The organism is [Bacillus] selenitireducens MLS10, from assembly GCF_000093085.1.
In the GTDB taxonomy this organism is placed as follows: Bacteria; Bacillota; Bacilli; order Bacillales; family Salisediminibacteriaceae; genus Salisediminibacterium; species Salisediminibacterium selenitireducens.
In genome coordinates, this window is the sequence record NC_014219.1 from 1,462,965 (window position 1) to 1,486,418 (window position 23,454).

20 protein-coding genes and 1 other annotated feature are annotated in these 23,454 nt (G+C 49.6%); of the genes, 12 read left to right on the forward strand and 8 right to left on the reverse strand.

All coding sequences use genetic code 11. The annotated features are described in order from the left end of the window. Positions 1-210: 210 nt before the first annotated feature. From ccpA to BSEL_RS06650, 6 genes are all read left to right on the forward strand, one after another. A complete protein-coding gene (gene ccpA / locus BSEL_RS06625) occupies positions 211-1,218 on the forward strand; it encodes a catabolite control protein A (RefSeq protein ID WP_013172210.1) in 1,008 nt (335 codons plus the stop codon). Positions 1,219-1,306: 88 nt separating this feature from the next. Further along, a complete protein-coding gene (gene motP / locus BSEL_RS06630; protein WP_013172211.1) occupies positions 1,307-2,119 on the forward strand; it encodes a flagellar motor protein MotP in 813 nt (270 codons plus the stop codon). After that, positions 2,112-2,882, forward strand: coding sequence for a flagellar motor protein MotS (gene motS, locus BSEL_RS06635; protein ID WP_013172212.1), 771 nt, complete (start codon positions 2,112-2,114; stop codon positions 2,880-2,882). Before motP ends, motS begins: the two co-directional genes overlap by 8 nt. Before the next feature lie 225 nt (positions 2,883-3,107). Further along, a complete protein-coding gene (locus BSEL_RS06640) occupies positions 3,108-3,743 on the forward strand; it encodes a hypothetical protein (RefSeq protein WP_013172213.1) in 636 nt (211 codons plus the stop codon). Positions 3,744-3,798: 55 nt separating this feature from the next. Beyond that, complete coding sequence (locus BSEL_RS06645) at positions 3,799-4,443, forward strand: CBS and ACT domain-containing protein (RefSeq protein WP_013172214.1); 645 nt, start codon at positions 3,799-3,801, stop codon at positions 4,441-4,443. Then, positions 4,440-5,609, forward strand: a complete 1,170-nt coding sequence (locus tag BSEL_RS06650) for an acetoin utilization protein AcuC (RefSeq protein ID WP_013172215.1) — start codon at positions 4,440-4,442, stop codon at positions 5,607-5,609. The genes BSEL_RS06645 and BSEL_RS06650 overlap by 4 nt, the downstream gene beginning before the upstream one ends. A 47-nt stretch (positions 5,610-5,656) precedes the next feature. Here BSEL_RS06650 and BSEL_RS06655 read toward each other — a convergent pair whose 3' ends face one another. Both BSEL_RS06655 and BSEL_RS06660 read right to left on the reverse strand, forming a co-directional pair. Continuing rightward, the gene (locus BSEL_RS06655) at positions 5,657-8,692 is read right to left on the reverse strand and encodes a transglycosylase domain-containing protein (protein ID WP_013172216.1); all 3,036 of its coding nucleotides are present in this window, start codon (positions 8,690-8,692) and stop codon (positions 5,657-5,659) included. A 28-nt stretch (positions 8,693-8,720) separates the two neighbouring features. Next, the gene (locus BSEL_RS06660) at positions 8,721-9,131 is read right to left on the reverse strand and encodes a hypothetical protein (RefSeq protein WP_013172217.1); all 411 of its coding nucleotides are present in this window, start codon (positions 9,129-9,131) and stop codon (positions 8,721-8,723) included. A gap of 136 nt (positions 9,132-9,267) precedes the next feature. Beyond that, positions 9,268-9,475: a binding site (T-box leader), on the forward strand. 62 nt (positions 9,476-9,537) lie between these two features. Between BSEL_RS06660 and tyrS the strand changes: the two genes are divergently transcribed. Further along, positions 9,538-10,812 (forward strand): tyrosine--tRNA ligase, encoded by a 1,275-nt coding sequence (gene tyrS, locus BSEL_RS06665; RefSeq protein WP_013172218.1) that lies wholly within the window; start codon positions 9,538-9,540, stop codon positions 10,810-10,812. 152 nt (positions 10,813-10,964) lie between these two features. Beyond that, positions 10,965-11,339, forward strand: coding sequence for a putative zinc-binding protein (locus BSEL_RS06670; RefSeq protein ID WP_013172219.1), 375 nt, complete (start codon positions 10,965-10,967; stop codon positions 11,337-11,339). Between the two features lie 58 nt (positions 11,340-11,397). Here BSEL_RS06670 and BSEL_RS06675 read toward each other — a convergent pair whose 3' ends face one another. From BSEL_RS06675 to BSEL_RS06700, 6 genes are all read right to left on the reverse strand, one after another. After that, positions 11,398-12,999, reverse strand: coding sequence for an ABC transporter permease (locus BSEL_RS06675; protein ID WP_013172220.1), 1,602 nt, complete (start codon positions 12,997-12,999; stop codon positions 11,398-11,400). Beyond that, a complete protein-coding gene (locus tag BSEL_RS06680; RefSeq protein ID WP_013172221.1) occupies positions 12,999-13,895 on the reverse strand; it encodes an ABC transporter ATP-binding protein in 897 nt (298 codons plus the stop codon). The genes BSEL_RS06675 and BSEL_RS06680 overlap by 1 nt, the downstream gene beginning before the upstream one ends. Continuing rightward, the gene (locus tag BSEL_RS06685) at positions 13,882-14,529 is read right to left on the reverse strand and encodes a TetR/AcrR family transcriptional regulator (protein ID WP_013172222.1); all 648 of its coding nucleotides are present in this window, start codon (positions 14,527-14,529) and stop codon (positions 13,882-13,884) included. Before BSEL_RS06685 ends, BSEL_RS06680 begins: the two co-directional genes overlap by 14 nt. A gap of 146 nt (positions 14,530-14,675) precedes the next feature. Continuing rightward, positions 14,676-14,999: a hypothetical protein gene (locus BSEL_RS06690; RefSeq protein ID WP_013172223.1), complete on the reverse strand. Its 324-nt coding sequence runs from the start codon at positions 14,997-14,999 to the stop codon at positions 14,676-14,678. Between the two features lie 129 nt (positions 15,000-15,128). Next, positions 15,129-15,719 carry a hypothetical protein gene (locus BSEL_RS06695; protein ID WP_013172224.1) on the reverse strand — a complete coding sequence of 197 codons (591 nt, stop codon included), beginning with the start codon at positions 15,717-15,719 and terminating at the stop codon, positions 15,129-15,131. Between the two features lie 67 nt (positions 15,720-15,786). Next, positions 15,787-16,062 carry a hypothetical protein gene (locus BSEL_RS06700; RefSeq protein ID WP_013172225.1) on the reverse strand — a complete coding sequence of 92 codons (276 nt, stop codon included), beginning with the start codon at positions 16,060-16,062 and terminating at the stop codon, positions 15,787-15,789. A 152-nt stretch (positions 16,063-16,214) separates the two neighbouring features. Here BSEL_RS06700 and BSEL_RS06705 point away from each other — a divergent pair, with 152 nt between their 5' ends. The 4 genes from BSEL_RS06705 to narH all read left to right on the forward strand — a co-directional run bounded on the left by BSEL_RS06705 (position 16,215) and on the right by narH (position 23,454). Next, positions 16,215-17,303, forward strand: coding sequence for an AI-2E family transporter (locus BSEL_RS06705; protein WP_013172226.1), 1,089 nt, complete (start codon positions 16,215-16,217; stop codon positions 17,301-17,303). Further along, positions 17,300-18,067 carry a DUF429 domain-containing protein gene (locus BSEL_RS06710; protein WP_013172227.1) on the forward strand — a complete coding sequence of 256 codons (768 nt, stop codon included), beginning with the start codon at positions 17,300-17,302 and terminating at the stop codon, positions 18,065-18,067. The genes BSEL_RS06705 and BSEL_RS06710 overlap by 4 nt, the downstream gene beginning before the upstream one ends. 232 nt (positions 18,068-18,299) lie before the next feature. Continuing rightward, positions 18,300-21,980: a nitrate reductase subunit alpha gene (locus tag BSEL_RS06715; protein ID WP_013172228.1), complete on the forward strand. Its 3,681-nt coding sequence runs from the start codon at positions 18,300-18,302 to the stop codon at positions 21,978-21,980. Then, entirely contained in the window at positions 21,970-23,454 is a 1,485-nt protein-coding gene (narH, locus tag BSEL_RS06720) for a nitrate reductase subunit beta (RefSeq protein WP_013172229.1), read from the forward strand. The genes BSEL_RS06715 and narH overlap by 11 nt, the downstream gene beginning before the upstream one ends.

Below are 23,454 nucleotides of genomic sequence, written 5' to 3' on the forward strand. Positions count from 1 at the left end.
AGTCCTTTTTTATGCTGAGATGCCCTGTCAGTCGACAGGAGATTTCATGAAAAAAGGGATTCTTTTGACTCAATGCTTCATATTTGTCTGGGATGATCCGATATAAATAGTCAGAGAGGTTTGCATATGGCTGTTGAAGTGTCGTATTATATCCATACATAGACTTTTATGAAAACCATTTAATGTTAATTTGAAGGAGGCAATAAAATTATGAACGTAACCATTTATGATGTAGCCCGTGAAGCAGGTGTCTCCATGGCAACCGTTTCCCGTGTAGTAAACGGCAACCCGAATGTAAAGCCTGCAACAAGAAAGCGGGTACATGAGGCCATTGAACGCCTCGGTTACCGGCCCAACGCGGTGGCAAGAGGATTGGCAAGCAAAAAAACAACCACAGTTGGTGTGATTATCCCGGATATTTCGAGTATATTTTTCTCTGAACTCGCACGTGGCATCGAAGATATTGCAACGATGTATAAATACAATATCATCCTTTGTAATTCGGACCACAACAAGGACAAGGAAATTCATCTGATCAACACGCTGTTGGAAAAACAGGTGGACGGCATTGTTTTTATGGGCAGTGAAATCACCGCTGAGCATGAAGAGGCATTTAAGATGTCGCCGGTACCGGTTGTCCTGTCTGCGACGATCGATAACCATAAGAAGCTCCCTTCCGTAAATATTAATTATGAACAGGCTTCTTATGACGCAGTTAAGGCTCTGATTGAAGAAGGCCATGAGAAGATTTCCATGCTTTCAGGAACGCTTGAGGACCCGATTAACGGCTACATGAAATTCTCGGGTTATAAGAAAGCCCTCCTCGAGGCCGGAAGAGAAGTGGATGATGAGTATGTCTTCATCGGTGATTACACCTACGATTCCGGTCTTGAGGCCATGAATCAGATTCTGAAACTCGAAGAGCCGCCTACAGCGATCTTTGCATCCACGGACGAGATGGCCCTGGGGCTGATCCACGGTGCTCAGGACAACGGCAAGCGTGTTCCCGGAGATTTTGACATCATCGGTTTTGACAATACGAGACTTGCAACGATGGTGCGGCCAACGCTGACGACGGTCGTGCAGCCAATGTATGACATTGGGGCTGTTTCGATGAGACTCTTGACGAAATATATGAATAAAGAAAAGGTCGATGAATCCGTCGTCCTTCTTCCACACCGTCTTGAATACCGGCAGTCCACAGGGTTTCAGCGCTAACGTGTAAGCATGTGCGGATCCCTGAGCATGGGGATACGGTGATTCAGATCAGAACGGTTATCATCACAGTGACGTTAGGGAGAGGATTATGAAAAAATTCGACTTACTTACACCTGTCGGGATCTTTTTAGGGTTAACGGCAGTGTTGATGGCGATCTACGTAAATGAGGCAGGAGACGGTTCGATCCTTGACTTTGTTCAGGTCGCATCGCTTCTGGTTGTCTTCGGGGGGCTGATCGGTGCGTTGACCGTCAATTTCTCCATTGGAGACCTCAAACTGCTGCCGAGGGTGTTTAAAGAAACTTTTCAGACAAAGGAAAACGATCTTGAAGAACTGATAGATACGTTTGTGGATCTGTCCACCCGAGCCCGCCGCGAGGGGTTACTGGCCCTTGAAGCAGGACTTGAGGACGTGGATGATCCGTTTATTCAAAAAGGTGTGCTACTTGCCGTTGACGGCATTGAACCGGATATCATTAAGGATATTATGATGGCCGAAGTGGTGGCCATGGAAGAGCGTCACCGTAAAGGACGGAGTATTGTGGAGAAAGCCGGTGAGTATGCGCCTGCATGGGGAATGATCGGTACTCTTGTCGGTCTTGTTCTCATGCTTCAAAACCTGAATGATCCGTCCACACTCGGACCGAATATGGCTATCGCCCTTCTGACGACACTTTACGGGACGCTGATGGCGAACCTCGTCTTTTTGCCGATGGCAAACAAGCTTGAACTGAGCACAGAAGAGGAAGTGTTCAGAAAGCAGGTTGTTGTAGAAGGGGTTATCGGCGTACAATCCGGACAAAACCCGAAAATTCTCCAGGAAAAACTCAGCGCATTCCTTCCGAACCACGTGAAGGATAAAAAAGACGAAGAACCGGAGGAGACTGAGGAGAATGAATAGGAAGAAGAAACAGGGCCCAAAAGGCGCTCCGAAATGGATGGTCACCTTTTCCGATTTGATGACGCTGATCCTCGTATTCTTTATTCTGTTATTCTCCATGTCCGTTGTTGATGCGAACCGGTTTGAAGCGATTGCAGAATCTTTTCAGGAACGGGCGATTTTTGATTTCTATCCGTCGCTGATTCCATTTGAGAATCCTGCTGAAGACCGGGATGTGAGGGATGATCCGTTTGACGCAGACGTGGATCCGTTTGAATCCCACATGGAAATGGATGAAGTGGAGATGAGTGAACAGCTCGATGATCTTCTTGAAGAAGTGAATGAGTTCATAGAAGACAACGATCTGACGGAGAATATCTCTGCAACGAGGGACGACCGCGGTGTGGTGCTCGTTCTGCAGGAACAGGCGCTGTTTGAGACAGCCCGTGCGGAGATCCTTCCCCAGGCAGAACCTTTCCTTGAAAAGGTGGGAACCCTGGTTACAACGGTTCCGAATATGGTGAAGGTGGAGGGTCATACGGACAGCCGTCCGATTAACACCGTTCAGTTCCCTTCAAACTGGGAATTGTCAGGTGCCCGTGCAAGCAGCGTCATCCGTTTTATTCTCTCAAATTTTGATGTGGATGAAAGACGCTTTCTCGCTGTCGGATACGGGGAAACAAGGCCTGTTGCCCCGAACACGACGCCGGACAATCTCCAGCAAAACCGGAGGGTGGTTATTGTCATTTCCGATCCGTCCTATGATGAGAGCGAACTGTTCTAATCATTACCGTCGCTTGCACATCCCTGTTTTCAGGGATGTGTTTTTTCGATTTATACACTTCCGCTCCTTGTCTGCAGGCAAGAGATGCGGTACGGGGGTAAAGGGAAGAACGACTGAAAAGAAAGAGGTCCAAAATGATCGTGCATTTCGTGATTTCTCATTCATCTTTTCTGACTGATTATGGTATAGTGAAAGAAACGATACTTGACTGAAGGTGGGATGCCGATGAAACATCATAAAACGTACCACTCGGTTACGGTCAAAGGCAAAGACGGCACCGAGTACCTGGTTGAAGGTCCGATCTCCAAAGAGACAATGGAACGCTGTGAGTTTGACGAAGGATTATTGGCCTTCCGAAAGCCCGAGCAGCAGAAAAAGGCTCTTCTTGAGGTAATGGATCTTCCCGAAAGCCGCATTATTGTGGCACGGGTTGGCGATTTGATCGTCGGCTACGCCACATATCTGTTTCCTGATCCGCTTGAGCGATGGTCCGAAATACAGCTTGAAAACCTTCTTGAACTTGGTGCGATAGAAGTTTCATCGAGTTACAGAGGAGCAGCTCTTGCCAAACATATTCTGAAGGTTACGATGATGGATGAAGCTGTGGAGGATTACATTATCATCACGACGGAATATTACTGGCATTGGGATCTCAGAGGAACAGGGCTTTCTATTTGGGAATACAGGGACATTATGGAGAAAGTGATGAAATCAGGCGGGTTGGAGTGGTTCGCGACTGATGACCCCGAGATTTGTTCGCATCCTGCAAACTGTTTAATGGCGAGGATCGGGAAAAACGTATCACCGTCGGATGTGCATGAATTTGACAGAGTCAGGTTTAAACATAAATATATGCTGTAATGGGAATGGCGTGACCGCCATGTTCACCGATCAGTAATCAGGGGAGAGTGAAACCATGAATGTAAGCGATATCATGGTAAAGGATGTCATTACTGCCAAGGCAGATATGGCCGCAGGCGATGCCTTGGAATTTATGAAACATAAACATATCAGACATCTGCCGATTGTCGATGATGACGGTCAATTTATCGGCATTGTATCGGACCGTGACTTAAAAGATGCGGCGCCGTCGATTTTCGAGAAAGCGCATGATGATTTCATCCATGTGCCGGTTTCAAAAGTTATGATCACCGATGTGATTACGGCACTGCCGCTCGATTTTGTGGAAGAGGCGGCCTACACGATGGTCGAACATCAGATCAGCTGTCTGCCTGTCGAAGATGATGGCAGACTGGTCGGCATTATCACCGAAACCGATCTGTTAAATGTCCTTGTCAAACTGACAGGTGCTGCTTTGCCGAGCTCACGTCTTGAAATTGAAGTGTCAAACGAAAGTGGTAATCTGTGCATGGTCACACAGCTGATTCGCGATCAGGGCATGAACATACAGAGCGTCCTATTGTATCCGTCCCATCGTGATGATACGAAAAAGGTGCTTGTATTCAGAATCCAGGCAATGGATATGAGACCGTTACTCGACAGACTCAAGAATGCAGGCTACAATGTCAAATGGCCTCAGGATCTGGAGATGGGCATATGACAGACGATCACGTTTTTATTTATTCACCGGAACAACTGAAATACCGGTTTCATCAGGAGCATCCCTTTAATCAGAAGAGGCTGTCGATTACGAAAGATTTGTTAATTAAGCTTGGGGCCTTGGACGAGGACCGGATCGTGCCTGCAAGAGAGGCCAGCATTGAAGAGCTGCTTCTTGTTCATGATGAGGATTACATTCAGGCAGTGTTGAATGCCAGTGAGGGGCAGGTCCGTTCATCTTACCGCACTGCGTTTGGCATAGGGACAGATGATACGCCTGCATTCACGGATATGCACCAGGCTGCGGCCTGGCTCGTTGGCGGAACCCTTGAAGCTGTGGATCAGGTGTTTGAGAAAGGGCATAAACACGCCTTAAATCTCGGAGGAGGGCTTCATCACGGGTTTAAAGGCAAAGCGTCCGGGTTCTGTATTTATAACGACAGCTCCATTGCCATTGAATATATCCGCCGCAAATACGGAGCGAGGGTACTGTATGTGGATACGGATGCCCACCATGGAGATGGTGTGCAGTGGGCGTTTTACAACGATTCGGATGTCTGTACATTTTCCGTCCACGAAAGCGGCCGATTTCTGTTTCCGGGTACCGGAAATGTTAATGAGCGTGGACACGGGGACGGCTATGGCACATCGTTTAATATCCCGGTTGAAGCCTTTACAGAGGATGAGTCGTTTCTGCACGTCTATAAAGAAGCGATGCGAAGCATCGTGGATCATTTTAAGCCGGACGTCATTCTGACCCAGAATGGGGCGGATGCCCATTACTATGATCCGCTCACACATCTGTGCGGAACGATGAGTCTGTATCATGAGATTCCGAGAATCGCTCATGAACTGGCCCATGAATACTGCGACGGGCGCTGGATCGCTGTTGGCGGGGGGGGCTATGATATTTGGCGTGTCGTTCCGAGAGCCTGGTCGCTCGTATGGCTGGAGATGTCCAATCAGCGCGGGCTGTTGAAAAAGGGTATACCGGGAGACTGGCTCAATGCATGGCAGGAAGAATCCCCGGTATCTCTCCCTGAGGGATGGTATGACCGGACGGATATGTATCCGGATATTCCGAGAAAAAAGGAAATTGAGCAGAAAAACCAGCGAACGCTCGACAACAGCTTAAAGGTGATTGAAAAGATCAAGCAGAATCAGTAACAGGAAAAGGGGCTCCCGGATTCGTTCCGGGAGCCCCTTTTTGACGATTACTCGTCATCATCTTCTCTTGTCGCATCATTGTTTGCATTTGAACCATTTGATTGGTTCTCATCGTTGGATGAAGAAACATTTTCGTCGTTGCCGGAATTGGAGTCGTCATTGTTTGACTCATTATTGTCCGGGGTGTTATTCGGGTCATTTGTATTATTGTCCGGTTGATTGTTGTTTTGGTTATTATTTGAACTGTTGTTATTTTGGTTGTTGTTGTTTTGATCGTTATCTTCATTTTCATTTTGGTTATTGTTTTCATTGTCCGGTGTTTCTTCCTCAGGTTCTTCGTCCTCTTCCTCATCTTCAGGAGAAACATATTCACCAACGATAACAGGTTCTGAATAACTGGATTCACGCCCGGCAACATCAACAGCCGTAATGAAGTATGCCCCCTCCGGGCCACGGAATGTCCGGTCATCATCCCAAATGAAACTGTCGATGAGAGCAGGGTCTGCGTCTTCTGACGGACTGTGGTAAAGACGGTAGCCAATCACGTCGCTCTCAGGATGAGCACCCCAGGTTACCGAAGAGCCATCAGTAGAACCGGATGTGAGAACGTCTGGCGTTCGTCCGTTGTCCGGTGCATCAATATCCGGAACGAGATCATCCCAGTCATCAGGGAGATATTGTGTGATATCACCATCCGCAAACTCGAAATACTCCTCTTTGACGGATACACCCGGTTTTGTGAATTCTTCAGGTGTTGTATCAAGAGCTTTGTAATGGTCGTCTTCCACGCGTACATACCGGACACGGGTCAGACTGTCATCTTCTTCAGTTGGTGCGTAGCGTGAATTAAACAGGTCGGTCTCGACAAGTCCTGCTTCACGGCACAGATCAGACGGCAATTTACCGGAGATGGCGCAGACGGACTGTGATACAATCCCGCCAGGTGATGATTTGGTTTCAGACGGTCCGATCAGGTCAGGATCAATTTCGTATGCGGCGTTCATCAGATCGGCCCAGAGCATCTGGTTACGGATGCTGTAACTGAAGCCGCTGCTGTGTGTCCTGTCCAATTGGGCGTTGTTATAGTAGCCAATCCAGCTTCCCATTGTAATATTAGGATTTATACCAATGAATAGCACGTCGCTGAACCCTTGAGACGTTCCGGTTTTCCCTGCCCAATCGCTGCTGAAGTCGAGATAGGAGGGGAGATTTCTTGCTGTACCATTATTCGCATTAACAACGTCCCTCATAACATCGTACATCAGATAGCTGGTTTGAGGAGACAGTACTTCAATTTCTTGAGTTTCGTGTTCATACAAAACTTCTCCATTAGCATCGGTGATTTTTTCAATGATATACTGCTTGTTTCGGATTCCGTCATTGGCATAAGTTGAAAATGCACTCACCTGCTGATCGAGTGCGACATTGTCAGGTCCAAGAGGGAAACTGTGTCTTAGATTGTTACGGCTGTTATACTGATCAAGTCCGAAACGATCCAGCATCTCCCCGACTTCATCCCAATCCATTTCCGCGAACTCTCTCACTGCGGGTGTATTTCTTGATTGGATTAATGCTTCTCTGCTAGTAATTAGACCTCTGTAGTTAAGTCCATCAAAGTTCCTGACGTCCTGATCGGTGCCAGGATAAATGTAAGGAGTATCCGGAGCAAGAATCCCGGGCTGAAGCTGACCTGTTTCAAATGCAAACGGGTAAGTGGTCAGTGATTTCATGGTCGATCCGGTTGGTCGGCCGGAATATCCGGAATTTCGGATAGCTGTATTTGTTTGTCTTTCTTCAAAATCTCGTCCGGCTACGAAGCTGACGATGGCGCCGGTCTGGTTGTTAATTAAAACGGATGAAGCTTCTTCCGGCTGTGTTTCACCACCTTCTGGAGGACTTTTATCAGGCCCGTAATAATCAAATTCTCTGATGACCTCTTGCTGTGCGTCATAAATGTCTTTGTTGATCGTCGTATGAATCTGGTAGCCGTCCTGCATCATGGACCGTTCCGCCAATTCGGTGTATCGGTTCAGTGTCAGCTGTCGCTGATCGTCATCTTCAATGTCGTCAATGTTGATGTCATCCTGTTCGAGGAGGATATCCCGGATGACGGGAATCGCGTACTCTCTTGCAATTTCAAGTACCCAGGGATACTGCTGTCTGCTAGAAGGTTGACGATCCCGAAGTTCATTTTCAAGGTCGAAGTCAAGTGCCTGTTCACGCTCCTCTGCCGTGATGTATCCACTGGCGTACATCCGGTTTAACACGGTATTCATCCGGCTCAGACCGGAGCTCAGATCTTCTTTGACCTCTCCGCTCGATGTGAAAGGAGTATGTGCAAACGGGCTTTGTGGCAAACCGGCGATATAGGCTGCCTGAGAGAGTGACAGTTCACTGGCTGATACATCGAATAGGCCTCTTGCAGCGGCTTCAACACCCGCAACCTGACGGCCGTTCGAATTGCGTCCGAAAGGCACGATGTTCATGTAGGCTTCGAGAATATCTTCTTTGTCCAGATGGTGCTCCAGCCGCATGGCGTAAAGGATTTCAATGGCCTTTCTGTCATGCGTGACTTCACTCGTGAGAAGCTGGTTTTTGACGAGCTGCTGGGTGAGGGTGCTTCCCCCGGTCTGTGTGGCGGCATTGGAGAAATCCTGATACAAAGCACGGAACAACGCCTTTGGAACAACGCCCTCATGCTCAAAGAAATATTCATCTTCCGTGGCAATCACTGCATTGATCAGGTGATCACTGATTTGATCGATGCTGACTTCCCGGCGCTCAAGCGGGCTCGGCAAATCACCGAGAAGAACTTCGTCTGCAAAATAGACTTCCGTCGCTTCTTCATAGTTATAGATGCTTCGCTCCATCTCTTCAAAAGCCGGTATCGGTTCGTCCTTGACGAGCGATGCAAAATAGCCTGCAGCAGCTCCCCCGGCAAAGGCTCCCATGATGACAGTCAGGGTCAAAAAGAGCAGCACGAGGTTCCAGGCCACTTTTGTCGTGATCCGAACGCCTTTTATGACTACTTGAGGCTCTTTCCTCGAAAAGAGCTGTTTGATTGTTGAGAAGAAATCATTCATAAGATACGTCCACAGGAACCCCCCGAATTCATTTGTGGGGAGGAATGTGGACGGTTTCACTCCTTTCAAAAAGCCACGACGTGGCTTTTTCTTTTAACGCTAGTTTTTTATAACTTTTCCCTCTGCTGATAACTGTGCCATCAAGCAATCTCAAATCAAACGACCCTGTTTTTCGTCGTCCGAAAATGAAGCAGGGTTGCCCTTCGCAAAGCACCTTATCGAATAATTGGAAACCTTTCACGAAACGTTCCGCTTTGTTTGCCTTGCGAATCCCGCCTTTTAAAATCGTCGTCTTGTGTAATTGCCGGTTGTTCTTGCGAACCTGCTTGTACTGATACGTGGCTTCGCTTGGTTTTGCCGTCGGATGACCACTGATACAACGGGCATCGACAGCATGAGATTTCTCTAAGCTGTGTTCTATGCGGGTATTCTTCGTCAAGTTTCGTCAACCTCCTAAAATTCATACACATTATAGCACATCGGACCGCTTCGTGATAGAGATTGAAGAATCAGTCTTGACAATCTTTCAGCCGTTATGATAGAAATAGTAATAACGTTTTGAATTAACGCATATGAAAATGTCGATGAGAAAGAATCAGTAGTCTGACTCTCCATGGCCAAGAGAACCGGTGGTGCTGCGAACCGGTCCACAGAGTGAGATGAATTACACCTTTTGAGACAGGCAAGGTGAAACTTGCCCGCCGGTAAATCCGGCGTTGTTTGAAGAGCGTATCTTTATTTGGGTACGTATCAAGGGTGGTACCGCGATCATTCGCCCCTTGCTTTCGATTGTCGGAAGCAAGGGGCGTTTTTTATTTTTACTACAAACAGATGAGGTGGAAGGCATGAATTTAATCGAAGATTTACAGTACCGGGGTCTGATGCACCAGGTAACAGATGAAGAGGGATTAAAACGGCTGTTGGAACAGGAACAGGTGAAACTGTATTGCGGGTTTGATCCGACGGGTGACAGCCTGCACATCGGTCATTTGTTGACGATTCTGATGCTTCGCCGTTTTCAGCTTGCAGGCCATAAACCGTTTCCACTCGTTGGCGGCGCGACGGGACTGATCGGTGACCCGAGCGGGAAAAAAGCGGAACGGACGCTCAATGAACAGGAAGTCGTCGAAGGCTTTGTTGAGAAAATTCAAGGCCAGCTCCAGCGTTTTCTCGATTTTGAAGGCGCCAATGCTGCGGAAATGAAAAACAATTACGATTGGCTCGGTTCCATGACGCTGACGGATTTTCTCCGCGACGTAGGGAAGCACTTCAGCGTGAACTACATGCTCGCGAAAGATTCGGTAGAATCCCGAATCCAGACGGGAATCAGCTTTACAGAATTCACATACCAGATTCTTCAGTCCTACGATTTTCATAAACTGTACACGGAAGAACAAGTGAAACTGCAGATCGGTGGCAGTGACCAGTGGGGGAATATTACTGCCGGACTCGAGCTGATCAGACGACTCTCCGGCGGTGAAGAAGGGGAGCGTCCAGATGCATACGGCTTTACGATCCCTCTTGTCACTAAGGCAGATGGCGAGAAGTTTGGAAAATCGGAAGGTGGCGCGATCTGGCTTGACCCGGAGAAAACGTCTCCCTATGAGTTTTACCAGTTTCTCCTGAATACGGATGATTCAGATGTGATCCGTTTTCTTAAATACTTTACCTTCCTGGAAAAACAGGAGATCGATGCCCTTGAAACGGAAGTCCAGGAACGGCCGCATGAGCGACAGGCTCAAAAGAAGCTTGCCGAGGAACTGACCCGTTTCGTTCATGATGAAGCAGCACTTGATAAAGCACAAAATATCACCAATGCGCTCTTTGGCGGCGGAGACTTAAAAGAGCTGACAGCGGATGAAGTGCAGGAAGGCTTCAAAGATGTGCCGGGCTTCGAAGTTGATCAGCCGGATAAACTGCTGCTTGATGTGCTCGTCGAAGCCAAAGTCGCCTCTTCAAAACGCCAGGCGAGAGAAGACATCCAGAACGGTGCCATTTATCTCAACGGAGACCGCTGTCAGGATCTTCAGAAAACCCTTGGGGAAGACGATAAAATTGACGGGGCATTCACGGTCCTTCGTCGCGGAAAGAAGAAATTTTTCCTGATTCATTATAAATAAAGAATCATTAGGAAGCTGAAGAAAGCAGGTGCATATGCCTGCTTTTTTCTGTTGACCGATCAGCATCGTCTGACGGGGTTGTGACGGCCATCACTGCAAGGGCTGCTTTTCCCTGCTATTGTAACTGTATCAGACATGTCAGGGGGAATTTGATGAAAGATTGTCAGGATAAGCTTCTTGTATATGCCTGTTCAGGCTGTTCATCGGCAGCGCAGACGGCAAACAACATTGCACTGAAGATGGACAGGGAGGACGTTGCTGAGATGTCCTGTATTGCAGGGGTTGGCGGTGACGTTAAACCACTTGTAAAAACAGCCACATCAGGCAGACCGATCATTGCCATTGACGGCTGCCCGCTACACTGTGCAAAGCACTGCCTCGCACGGCATGATGTGTCTCCAGAGTGGCATGTGGATCTGTCGACATATGCGATCAAGAAGCAAAAAGGTGTCGATCCGGATCCTGAGGAAGTGGACAGGACCTATACACTTCTGATCAGGGAAATGCCAAAACAGATGAATGACTAAACAGAAAGCAGACCTCCGAAGCCGGTTCGGAGGTCTGTTCTTTTTTGAATCAAATGACTCAGGTGCGGATATCTCGTCTTCTGAAGGCCACTGCACCGGCTGCCATCAGGATACCTGCGAGGATCAGTGTGATCAAGAGCGGTGTCATGGCGGCGTCTTCAACCGGCACCTGTGAAACGTAGCCAAATGGTGAGAGTTTTCCTGTCCATTCGGGGAAATCCATCAGTTGGCCGAGATAGAGAACAAAGAACGTATACAGCAAATAGAACCAGACAAACGATGTCCGTTTAGGGAAGAATCCTGTCAGTAACGCGTTGATGCCGATGAAAAACAGAATTGCAGGGAAGTAGGAAAACCCGGCTTCCATCATCATGGTGAGTGACATCCCTTCCTCCATGACGGCATCAGCTGCAATCCAGAAGCCGAACATCGCCATGAATACCATCAAAGCTGCATTGACAACAGCCAGTAAGAGGTATCCTCCGAACAGACGGTACTGTGAGACGGCATGAGCGAGTATAGGTTCAATGCGGTCTTTCTTCTCTTCGCTGCGAAGTTTATTCATCGCCATGACCGGAGGGACAGCGGCAAGGATCGACATGACAATCACAAGCATGGGGATAAACTGATCTGTCAGTGTCATGCCGTCTGAACCGGAAAGCATCTGTTCAAACATCTCGTTGCCGGCAAAGAATGCTTCCATATCGCCCATAACCGATCCGTAGGCGGCGCCAATTACAAACATCCCGATGGCCCAGTAAAGAACCGTCATCCGCTGTAAGCGCCATGCTGCGCCGAGCGGGCTTCTGAGGAATGGAGATGCGTGTCTTCGTCCGGCACGATCCGGTAAAAAGCCCCGATCCATATCACGGATCGACTGCAGATAGTTGGCAAGAATAAATAATAATAAACTGAATACGATCATCAGAAGAACAGGCCACCAGTTGTTTGATGAATAAGCTTCCGTTTTGGTTGACCATGCGAGCGGTACAACCCAGGACCAGGCCGCTTCACTGATATCTGTTACCGCGCGGATCAGATACATCGCGACGAGGACACCGACGGAGAGTCCGACCGTCCCTCTCGATGTACTGGTCAGTTGGGCAAAGACGGCAGTAATCCCTGCAAAAATGAGTGCTGTACCGCCAAGTGATGCACCGTAGAGCATGGAGCCGTTCACGTCCATGGATTCGATCATCAGGACCGAAAGCCCCGCACCGATTACGATGCTCAACAGAATACTTGTGATCGTAAGCATGAGAATACCTGCATTCAGGTAGCTTAAGCGTCCCGTCGGCAAAGAGCGGATCAGTTCAATCCGTCCGTCTTCTTCGTCACCGCGTGTATGCCGGGCGAGGAGAAGAATGCTCATGAGACCTGCCACAACGGCTGTCATCAGGAGCATCTGATGAGTGGTCATGGCGCCAATGGTATAATTGTCAAGCTCGCCTGGTCCCACCATGGCGATCATGGCCGGATTTTCCATCGTTTGCGCCATCGCAGCCCGGTCCCTTTCGGAATCATACAGGCCCAGGAAGGCAAGGGGGACGATCAGGGTGAAAAAGGTAAAGCCAGTCAGCCAAAGGGGGATCTTCACCCGGTCGAGTCTGAACATAAATTTGACAAGCTCGATGGTGCCGGTCGAGTATTTGGCGAGCATCAGTCATCCCCTCCTGACAACCCTTCATAATGACGCATAAAGACATCTTCGAGCTTTGGCGGCATGCTTTCAAGACGGAGGAGACCTTTTGGTGTAAGCTGATGCATAACATCTTCCATATATTCATTGTCCACTTGGAATGACCAGCCGTCTTCTTCTTTCGTCAGCTCATGTACGCCTTCAACCTCATCGAATCCATCTAGGGACTCCCTCGTTTCAACAAAGAAGCGGTTTCGTGTCAAATGCCGCAAATCGTCGAGGGTACCGGATTCGATAATGGAACCGTCGCGGATAATGACGACCTTATCGCACAGTCGCTCGACTTCAGAGAGGATATGGCTCGACAGCAGTACGCTGCTTCCCCGTTCTTTGGCCTCCATGACACATTCCTGAAAAACCCGTTCCATCAGAGGATCAAGACCTGACGTGGGTTCATCGAGAATGTAGAGATCGGCTTCTGTGGAAAAAGCGGCAACGAGGGCGACTTTTTGCCGGTTCCCTTTTGAATATGTCCGACATTTTTTCGTCGGATCGAGCTTGAACCGCTCAATCAGCTCTTCGCGACGTCCGCTTTCCTTTCCGCCCCGGAGACGGATGAAAAGATCGATAACTTCACCACCGGTCATGTTCGGCCACAGGTTGACATCCCCTGGAACATAGGCGACGTTTCGGTGGATCTCAACGGCGTCTTCCCACACATCCTGACTGAAGATTTGGGCCTGTCCGGAATCAGCCCGGAGAATCCCGAGAAGCACACGGATTGCTGTTGATTTTCCGGCACCGTTCGGACCGATAAATCCGACGATTTCCCCTTTGTTTACTTCAAGATGGATGCCGTTCAGTGCTTTGACTTTGCCGAATGATTTGTGCAAATTGTGTACGTTAATGAGATTCATCGCCATTTCTCCTTTGACTGTGATCCTTGTAATAACTGTTTTTCAGAATTGCTGCATAGTCCTCCCATTCCTCGAGGAGTTCGGGGCCGACGTCTTTAAAGGTGGCCAGTTTATTTCGGTATTTCTCTGAAAAGCCCATCATGGTCCAGTTCAGGATCTCAGTGGCTTTTTCCACATTGATCGTATCTTTGAACAGGCTCCAGTCCACGTTGACATAGAGCTGGTTGAAACCGGATTCCTGCATGGCGGCGAGTTTTTCGCCGGCAAACTGACGCACATCTTCGGCAGGTTCATTTAGGACAGACGTCAGGAAATCGAAGGTCTGAGGATACTGTTGCTGGATCTTCATTTTAGCGAATCCAATTTTTGAGAGACGTTTAAACAAGTCAGGTTCTTCAAGATCGATTGCTTCATAGACGTCCTGAATCACGATGTTCGTATGGTCAATCAGAAAGAGATACAGGTCTTTTTTATTCGAGAAATAATGAAAGAGCGACCCTTTTGAAATACCGGCATCTTTTACTATCGTGTTGGTGGAGGCACTGGTATACCCATTCGCGACGAATTCCTGCATCGCAGCATTGATAATCCGCTTCCTTTTGTCTGATTGCAGGTTAAAAAAAGCCTCGTTCAATGGACAATCTCCCTTCTCTGACGCTGTATTGACCATTGTGGTCAATACCATTATACAGTGATTGACCATAATGGTCAATCAGAATTTAAAGACTGTGTAAATGGAAGATGGATCGCTTTTTGCCCGCAAAAAAAAGCCGGGAAGTATCAGACTTCCCGGCCCTTTCGCTGTTCATAATCGAGTGTTACGCCACCGCTTCCTTCTTCAAGAATCTGAAGTTCTTCGGTCCAGCGTGAGAGATTCAGTTTATGATGCATGATAAAGTCTTCTGGTGAATCCGTGTCTTTCAGAATGTCTGAAAAGGAACGGATCTCTTCGATGGTTCCGGTGAAATTCTCATTCACAGAAGAGGTCTCCAACGCGGTCAAATGGCTGATCATGTCGTCTATGCCTTTGTCACTGACAGTCCTGTCTGTTTTGATCAGGTCAAGCAGGGTTCTCAAGTTTTGAACATGCTGACTGATAGTCAATGTGATCCCTCCCAGAGAAAGTGTCTCTGCTTGTATTGTACCCGATATTTCTGTCGCTACACTTCTTTGAGCGTTAAAAAATGTGTAAATAAACCAGATGGGTATGAAAGAGACCTATAGAAACGGGCTTCAGTCGAAACGGACGTCCTGAAATTCAAGAAAGCGGACACCGTCGTCCTGCAGGACGGCGGTCTGAATCTCCAAGGCATATTTGTAATCCCCGTTTTCGTAGAGCGGCGCTTCCACAACGACATCAAAATAGGCGTCGGTGACTTCATTGTATAAGTCGATTTCGAAGTTGCCGATTTCATAGTCTTCTTTGGCACGGGTCATCAAGTCAATCAGTGGTTCCACATTGTCAAAACGATCGCTAAGGTGAGAGAATGAACGGATATGATCATAGCCGTCTTCACCGGTTTCGAAGATATTGACCCCGTCCGGATACAGGAGTGCTTCGATTAAATTCAGGGCTTCTTGTGTCGCCGGGTTCGATGGATCGAGATCCACATCAATGTCAAACGAGTACCCGCCCTGATCAGGTTCGGACGATTCGTCACTGTCGTTATGAGCGGGCTCTTCGTTTTCGACCTCCTCGGTCATGTTGGACGTGTTTTCGGATAGGGCGTCGTTGTTTTCATCTGTATTCCCTTCATCTGAACAGGCCGACAGTGTAATGGCTGCTGCGGTAAGAACGATTAGGTGAATGGTTTTTTCCATCATTGATTCCTCCATATGTATGAGTGACATTTATGATATACAGGTGATTCATCCCGTGAGCTCCCGGTGCTTAAGGCAGGCTGTCAATGTCCTGATTATTGATAAAGTCCTCGAAGGGATCGGGGCGGAAAAAGGTGTCGTACCCTGTCTGAAGAAGTAAAAATGACCAAAAAATCATTCCGAGTACGGTGCCGACCCGGATGGTTTTTTTATGAAGATCAGAGATTTCGGGGGTTCTTTCATAGCGCCATCTTCGCATAAACAGATACGACTCTTCCGGTTCAAACAGGGTCCAGATGCTGAAGATAAAAAAGGGGATCGAAAAGACGAGTAAAACAAAAAACATACCTATCACCCTTCAGGCTTTTTCAATCAATCTGTTGCTATTGTATCAGAGCGAAGACAGCCGGTCGATGGATGTCGCTTGCTTCTGTATTTGTGAAATCATAAACTGAAGAAAGAGGCAGGTAATTTTGAACAGATAGGCGGAGATATAGGATGTATTTGAAATTACTGAAAGTGGGCTCGCTATTGATAATGCTGTTTTTGCTGATTTATCTCGGTTCCCTGATCGACTGGGTCTTTACCCCGATCAGCGTCTTTATTTCAACAGCGTTTTTCCCACTATTATTTGCAGGGGTGCTGTATTATCTGTTCAGACCCATTGTGAATCTTCTGAGCCGTAAGTTCCCGAGAGGATTCTCCATCGCATTGTTATACATAGGATTTCTCGGTCTGGGGGCGGGGGCCATATCCCTGATCGGCCCTGAACTGCAAAAGCAGTTTTATAATCTGATGGACAGCGTTCCCGGTATTATGAACGATTTGCAGTACGTGTTTATGCAGCTCCAGGAGACCGATTTGATAGAAGGAAGCGGATTGGAAGAATGGCTGGATGTGGAAGACCGGCTCGAGGAGATCGGGGCGATGATCAGTACCATTGCCGGAGGGCTTGTGTCGAATACGATGGCGTTTCTCGGCACGCTGTTCAACACGCTGCTTTTGTTTTTTATCGTGCCGTTTATTCTGTTTTTCCTGTTAAAGGACGGGGACCGGCTTGCACCTTATGCGCTGAAGTTCTTCAGTGAAGAGAAGCAGGAAGAGATTCGTCCGGTGCTTCAGAACATGGACTTCACCATCAGCCGCTATATTCAGGGGATCCTGATCGTCTGTACGTTTATCGGGGTTCTCTATTATACCGGCTTCACGATCATTGGCGTTGAATACTCCCTGATCCTTGCAATTATCGGGATGTTCACCAATGTGATTCCGTACGTCGGTCCCTGGCTTGGCGCCGTGCCGGCGGTCATTGTTGCGCTGATTCACTCTCCCTTGCAGGCCTTCCTTGTCATCGTGCTCGTCGTGATCATCCAGCAGGTGGAAAGTATCCTGATTCAGCCGAATGTCATTGGCAGAGTGATGAGGATTCACCCGGTGACGGTGCTGCTTTTAGTCCTGGTGGCAGGTCAATTTGCAGGAATCCTCGGGATGATTCTCGTGATCCCGGTCTACGCTGTGACGAAGGTGGTTGTCACCCATCTGTATGAAATCTGGCGTGGGCGTGATCCGAAAAAGGTGTCGATATGACAGGCCGGGTGATCGGGATCGGCTGGGACGTAGGCGGCTGGATGGGATCGAACCATGGTCTTGCTGTTTGTGAGTGGATAGCGTCTGAAAACAGCGTATTCTGGCACGGATCACAGGTGGGCACGTCATTGCCAACAGACAGGCTGATGGGAATCGGGGATATCCTGGCTGCAACAGACAGCGGGTTATCCCTCACCGAAACGGACAGGGTAACGCTCGGAATCGACGCTCCGCTCGGGTATCCGGTCGCCTTTCAGAAGCTTCTCCATGAAGAGGCGCACGAGGCAGTGACGCGTCCTGAGCGGGAGATCGACAATCCCTACGCTTACCGGCTGACAGACCGGCTGATTCACCGCCGCTTTATGAAAAAACCGTTGTCGGCTTCCTTTGACCGGATCGGCAACAATGCGACCGTGGCGCTGAGCCATGCCGCAGAGTGGCGGGAAGAAGGATTCAAAAGGATGCCTCATGAAGAAACTGCATACGGCAACAGCCTGAGGCAATTGATTGAGGTGTATCCGGCGCTTGTCAAAACCGGTCGATTTAAAGAAGCGACGGAACCGTTCCGCTCCGTGATGCCCCCGCTTCTTGAGGTCGGCACCGATGTCTATGATGCAGCGATCTGTGCTTTGTATGCACTGGCGTTCAGTATCCCGGAACCATCCCGGCTTCTGAAACTGGAACGGCCATCCGAACGGGACATGACTCTTGCCCGGACAGAAGGATGGATCTATCATCCATTTGTCGATCGCAACACTATGTAAAGACATTCTGTCTTGAATGGACCCTTATGGGGCCTGGCGCAAAGCCGGGTCTCTTTTTTTGTTCACAAAATCGTCATAAACAGCGGGTTTTTCGTGTGACAATGATCACAAAAATACCGGTTTTCGTTGCGAATTCTTGACAACCGCTCTGGTGTGATTTTTGTCACTAGAGGAATGCACCGGGGCTTGGTTAAATGTATGTGTATTCAAAACGAGACAAGGAGTGAGTCACATGGCGAATCATCGACCGAGAGTCTGGGACAAATTCAAATACCTGAAACCGACAGAGAAGATCGCGAATGCGCACACACAGATCACGGAAGAGAGTAGAAGCTGGGAGGCTATCTACAAACGGCGCTGGCAGCACGACAAGGTTGTACGCAGCACGCACGGTGTCAACTGCACCGGCTCCTGCAGCTGGGATATTTATGTGAAGGACGGAATCGTGACCTGGGAAGGGCAGGCGCTGAATTATCCGACGACGGGTCCGGATATGCCGGAGTATGAACCGCGAGGCTGTCCGAGAGGGGCGAGTTTCTCCTGGTATATATACAGCCCGCTTCGGGTTAAATACCCGTACGTCCGAAAGGTGCTCCTCGATCTCTGGCGAGAGGCGAAAAAGGCCCATGCGTATCCTCTTGATGCATGGAAGAGCATCGTCGAAGACCCTGAGAAAGCCAAATCCTATAAACAGGCACGGGGAAAGGGGGGGCTTGTGAGAGCGGACTGGCAGGAATCAAAAGAGATGATCGCCGCGTCCATGCTTTATACGTCACTCACCTACGGACCGGACCGAAACGCCGGGTTCTCTCCAATTCCGGCGATGTCCATGGTCAGTCATGCAGCCGGAGCGAGGTTCATGAACCTGATGGGTGGCCCGATGCTCAGCTTCTACGACTGGTATGCGGATCTTCCGCCTGCTTCTCCGCAGATCTGGGGCGATCAGACGGACGTGCCGGAGAGTGCGGACTGGTTCAACAGCAGTTACATCATGACCTGGGGATCCAACGTCCCTCTGACACGGACGCCGGACGCCCACTTTCTGGCGGAAACGCGTTACAAAGGCACAAAAGTCGTGTCCGTCAGCCCGGATTACGCAGAATCCACCAAGTTCTCCGACAGCTGGCTCTCTGTGAAACAGGGAACCGACGGTGCTCTGGCCATGGCGATGGGGCATGTGATCTTAAAAGAGTTTTACCATGACCGGAAAACCCCCTACTTTGAACACTATGCACGGGAATATACCGATCTGCCTTTTCTGTTGACGCTTCGTGAAACTGACCAGGGTCTGACACCGGACCGTTATCTTCACGCGACGGATGTGGGGATGGAAACCGGTCATGATGAGTGGAAGCCGCTCGTATACAACACTCTTACAGGCGACTTTGCTGCGCCAAAGGGAACGATGGGAACACGCTGGGAAGACAAAGCAAAGTGGACGCTTGAGATGGTGGATGAAACGACAGGAGAAGAGATTGATCCGACGCTCAGTTTCATTGACGGCAACGATGATGTCAAAGAGATCATCCTGCCGAACTTCACCGATGAGACAGAAACCGTCAACTACCGTGCCGTGCCGGTGAAAGCCGTTGAGCGAGAGGGTGAAACAGTGTATGTCACGACGGTGTTTGACGTAATGATGGCCAATTACGGCGTTGACCGCGGGCTCGGTTCGCAGGCTGCCAAAGATCTTTCAGACGTACATCCGTACACGCCGGCCTGGCAGGAAGCCGTTACCGGTGTTCCGAAAGAACAGGTCATTCAGATTGCAAGGGAATTTGCCCAGAATGCCATTGATACAAACGGTCGCTCGATGATCATCATGGGTGCCGGGATCAACCACTGGTACAACTCGGATACGATCTACCGCACGGTCATCAATCTGATTCTTCTCGTCGGGGCACAGGGCGTCAACGGCGGGGGTTGGGCGCACTATGTGGGTCAGGAAAAGCTTCGTCCGGCAGAAGGCTGGCAAACGGTCATGTCGGGGAAAGATTGGCAAGGTCCGCCACGCCTGCAAAACGGCACGTCGTTTTACTACTTTGCGACGGATCAATGGCGCTATGAAGATCAGGGCATGGAGGAACTTGCTTCTCCGACAGGCGGCGGTGCCCGCTATAATCATCCGGCGGACTACAACGTCATGGCTGCAAGGCTCGGCTGGCTGCCTTCGTACCCGACCTTTAACCGTAACGGCATGCATCTCTATGAAGAGGCCGTTGCCGAGGGTCACAGCGATCCAGCGGCGATTGGCTCCTATATTGCGGATCAGCTGATGAAGAAGAAGCTGCAGTTCGCCATTGAAGATCCCGACGATCCGGTGAACTTCCCGAGAAACCTGTTCGTCTGGCGGGCCAATCTCGTGTCGAGCTCCGGCAAGGGTCATGAGTATTTTCTGAAGCATCTTCTCGGCACGACACACGGCCTCCTCGGTGACGACTCAGAAAGTCTCAGACCGGAAGAGATCACATGGCGTGATGAAGCACCTGAAGGAAAACTCGATCTCCTGATTAATCTCGAGTTCAGGATGTCCGGAACGGCACTGTACTCGGATATCGTGTTGCCGACAGCCACCTGGTATGAGAAGAGTGACCTTTCAAGTACGGACATGCATCCGTTCGTACATCCGTTCAATCCGGCGATCCCGCCCTTATGGGAATCGAAGTCAGACTGGATGATCTTCACATCGATTGCCAAAACCGTTTCTGAAATGGCAGAGGCCCATGATATTGAGTCCCGGAAAGAAGTTGTGGCCACTCCGCTGCTGCATGATACACCGCAGGAACTTTCGCAGCCTCTCGGGCAGATCAAAGACTGGTCCAAAGGTGAAACAGAGGCGATCCCGGGATGCACGATGCCGCAGATCCATGTCGTGGAGCGGGATTATAAGAATCTCTACGCGAAGATGACGTCCCTTGGACCAAACGTCGGCAGTCAGCCATTTGGCATCAAGGGCATGAACTGGTCGATGGAGGAAGAGTATGAAGACATAAAGAAACGGAACGGCACCGTCAAAGAAGGCTTTGCCAAAGGATGTCCGGAAATGGGGACGGATCTTGAAGTGGCTGAAACGATCCTGTCACTCGCATCGACGACGAATGGCAAGGTGGCGGTGAAAGCCTGGGAAGCCCTCAGTAAGAAAACCGGCCGCAACTATGAAGAGATCGCCAAGGAACGGGAAGGGGATCACTTTACCTTTGATCAGATTTCCGCACAGCCGAAAACCGTCATCACGTCACCGGCCTTCAGCGGCAGTGAAAAAGACGGCAGACGCTATTCGCCGTTCACGATGAACGTCGAACAGCATATTCCGTGGCGAACGATTACCGGACGCCAGTCGTTTTTCCTCGATCACGACATGATGCATGAGTTCGGGGAATCACTTGCTACGTATAAACCGATTCTGAAGCATAAGCCGTTTTTATCCGGTCAGCCGAACAAAGAAGGCAAAGAAATTACCCTGAACTTTCTGACGCCCCATAACAAATGGTCCATCCACTCGATGTTCTTTGATTCCAAGCCGATGCTCAATCTCTTCAGAGGCGGCCCGACGGTATGGATGAACCTCGATGACGCTGCGGATGCGGATATTGAGGACAACGACTGGATTGAAGTCTACAACCGAAACGGCGTCGTCGTCGCCCGTGCCGTCGTCTCACACAGGCTGCCTCGGGGCATGGCCTTCATGCATCATGCCCAGGACCGGCATATTCACACACCCGGGACCGATCTCACGAAGAACCGCGGCGGGACGCACAATTCACCGACAAAAATCCACGTCAAACCGACGCATATGATCGGGGGATACGGTCAGCTGAGCTACGGGTTTAACTACTACGGACCGACGGGCAACCAGCGTGACATCAACGTCGTCATCCGCAAAATGAAGGAGGTCAACTGGTATGAGAATTAAAGCACAGATCGGGATGGTCATGAATCTCGACAAATGCATCGGCTGTCATACATGCAGCATTACGTGTAAAAACACCTGGACGAATCGCCAGGGTGCAGAGTATATGTACTTTAACAACGTCGAAACAAAGCCAGGCATCGGCTATCCGAAGCAGTGGGAAGACCAGGACCGTTACAAAGGGGGCTGGGAGCGGCGTAAAGGAAAGCTAGAGCTGAAATCCGGCGCCAAGGCAACGCGGCTATTGAACCTGTTTTACAATCCGTATCAGCCGTCAATCGAAGATTACTTTGAGCCGTGGTCGTACGATTATGAGAACCTTTTTGACGCGAGAGAGCGGAAAACCCAGCCTGTCGCAAGAGCAAAGTCCCAGCTGACACAGGATTTTATCGATCTGAACTGGGGGCCGAACTGGGAAGATGACCTGGCAGGCGCGCATATTACCGGCCTGCAGGACCCGAACGTCAAGAAGATGGAGGAATCGATCCGTACGGAGTTTGAAGACGTCTTTATGATGTACCTGCCGCGGATTTGTGAACACTGCATCAATGCGCCGTGTGTGGCATCATGCCCGTCCGGTGCGATTTACAAACGGGATGAAGACGGGATCGTCCTTGTCGATCAGGAAGCGTGCCGGGGCTGGCGCCACTGCATAACATCCTGCCCGTACAAAAAGGTGTATTTCAACTGGGAGACGAACAAAGCGGAAAAATGTACGATGTGCTTCCCGCGTATTGAAAACGGCCAGCCGACGATCTGTTCTGAAACGTGTGTCGGCCGTATGCGATACATGGGGGTCATGCTCTACGATGCGGATCGCGTCGAAGAGATGGCGAATACCGAAAATGAGCAGGATCTGTATCATAAACAGCTGGAGATTTTTCTCGATCCGAATGACCCGGCGGTCTATGAACAGGCCGTTCGTGACGGGATACCCGCTGATGTCCTCGAAGCGGCAAAGGCATCGCCGATCAAGAAGATGATCACCGACTGGAAGGTGGCGCTGCCTCTTCATCCGGAATACCGGACGATGCCGATGGTCTGGTACATCCCGCCGCTCAGTCCGATTATGAATCTCATGGATGATGCCGACACAAAGAGTGGCGCGGATCAGCTGTTTCCGGCTATTGATGAGATGCGGATTCCAATCGAATACCTGGCCGGGCTTTTGACGGCGGGGGACACGTCTCATATCCGTCATGTGCTGAAAAAGATGGCGGTCATGCGGGATTATATGAGAACAAAACAGACAGGCCGTGCCTTTGACGGCAAGGTGACCGAAGAGCTCGGTCTCACTGAGCAGGACATTGAAGACATGTACCGATTGTTGGCGATTGCGAAATATGACGACCGCTTTGTGATTCCGGTCAGTGAGAAGGAATATGCGGACGATTTATACCAGATGCAGGGCGAATGCGGTCTCGATTTCGATGGAGGACCCGGAAGCTGCTCGGTCCTGCAAAATCAGAGAGGATGA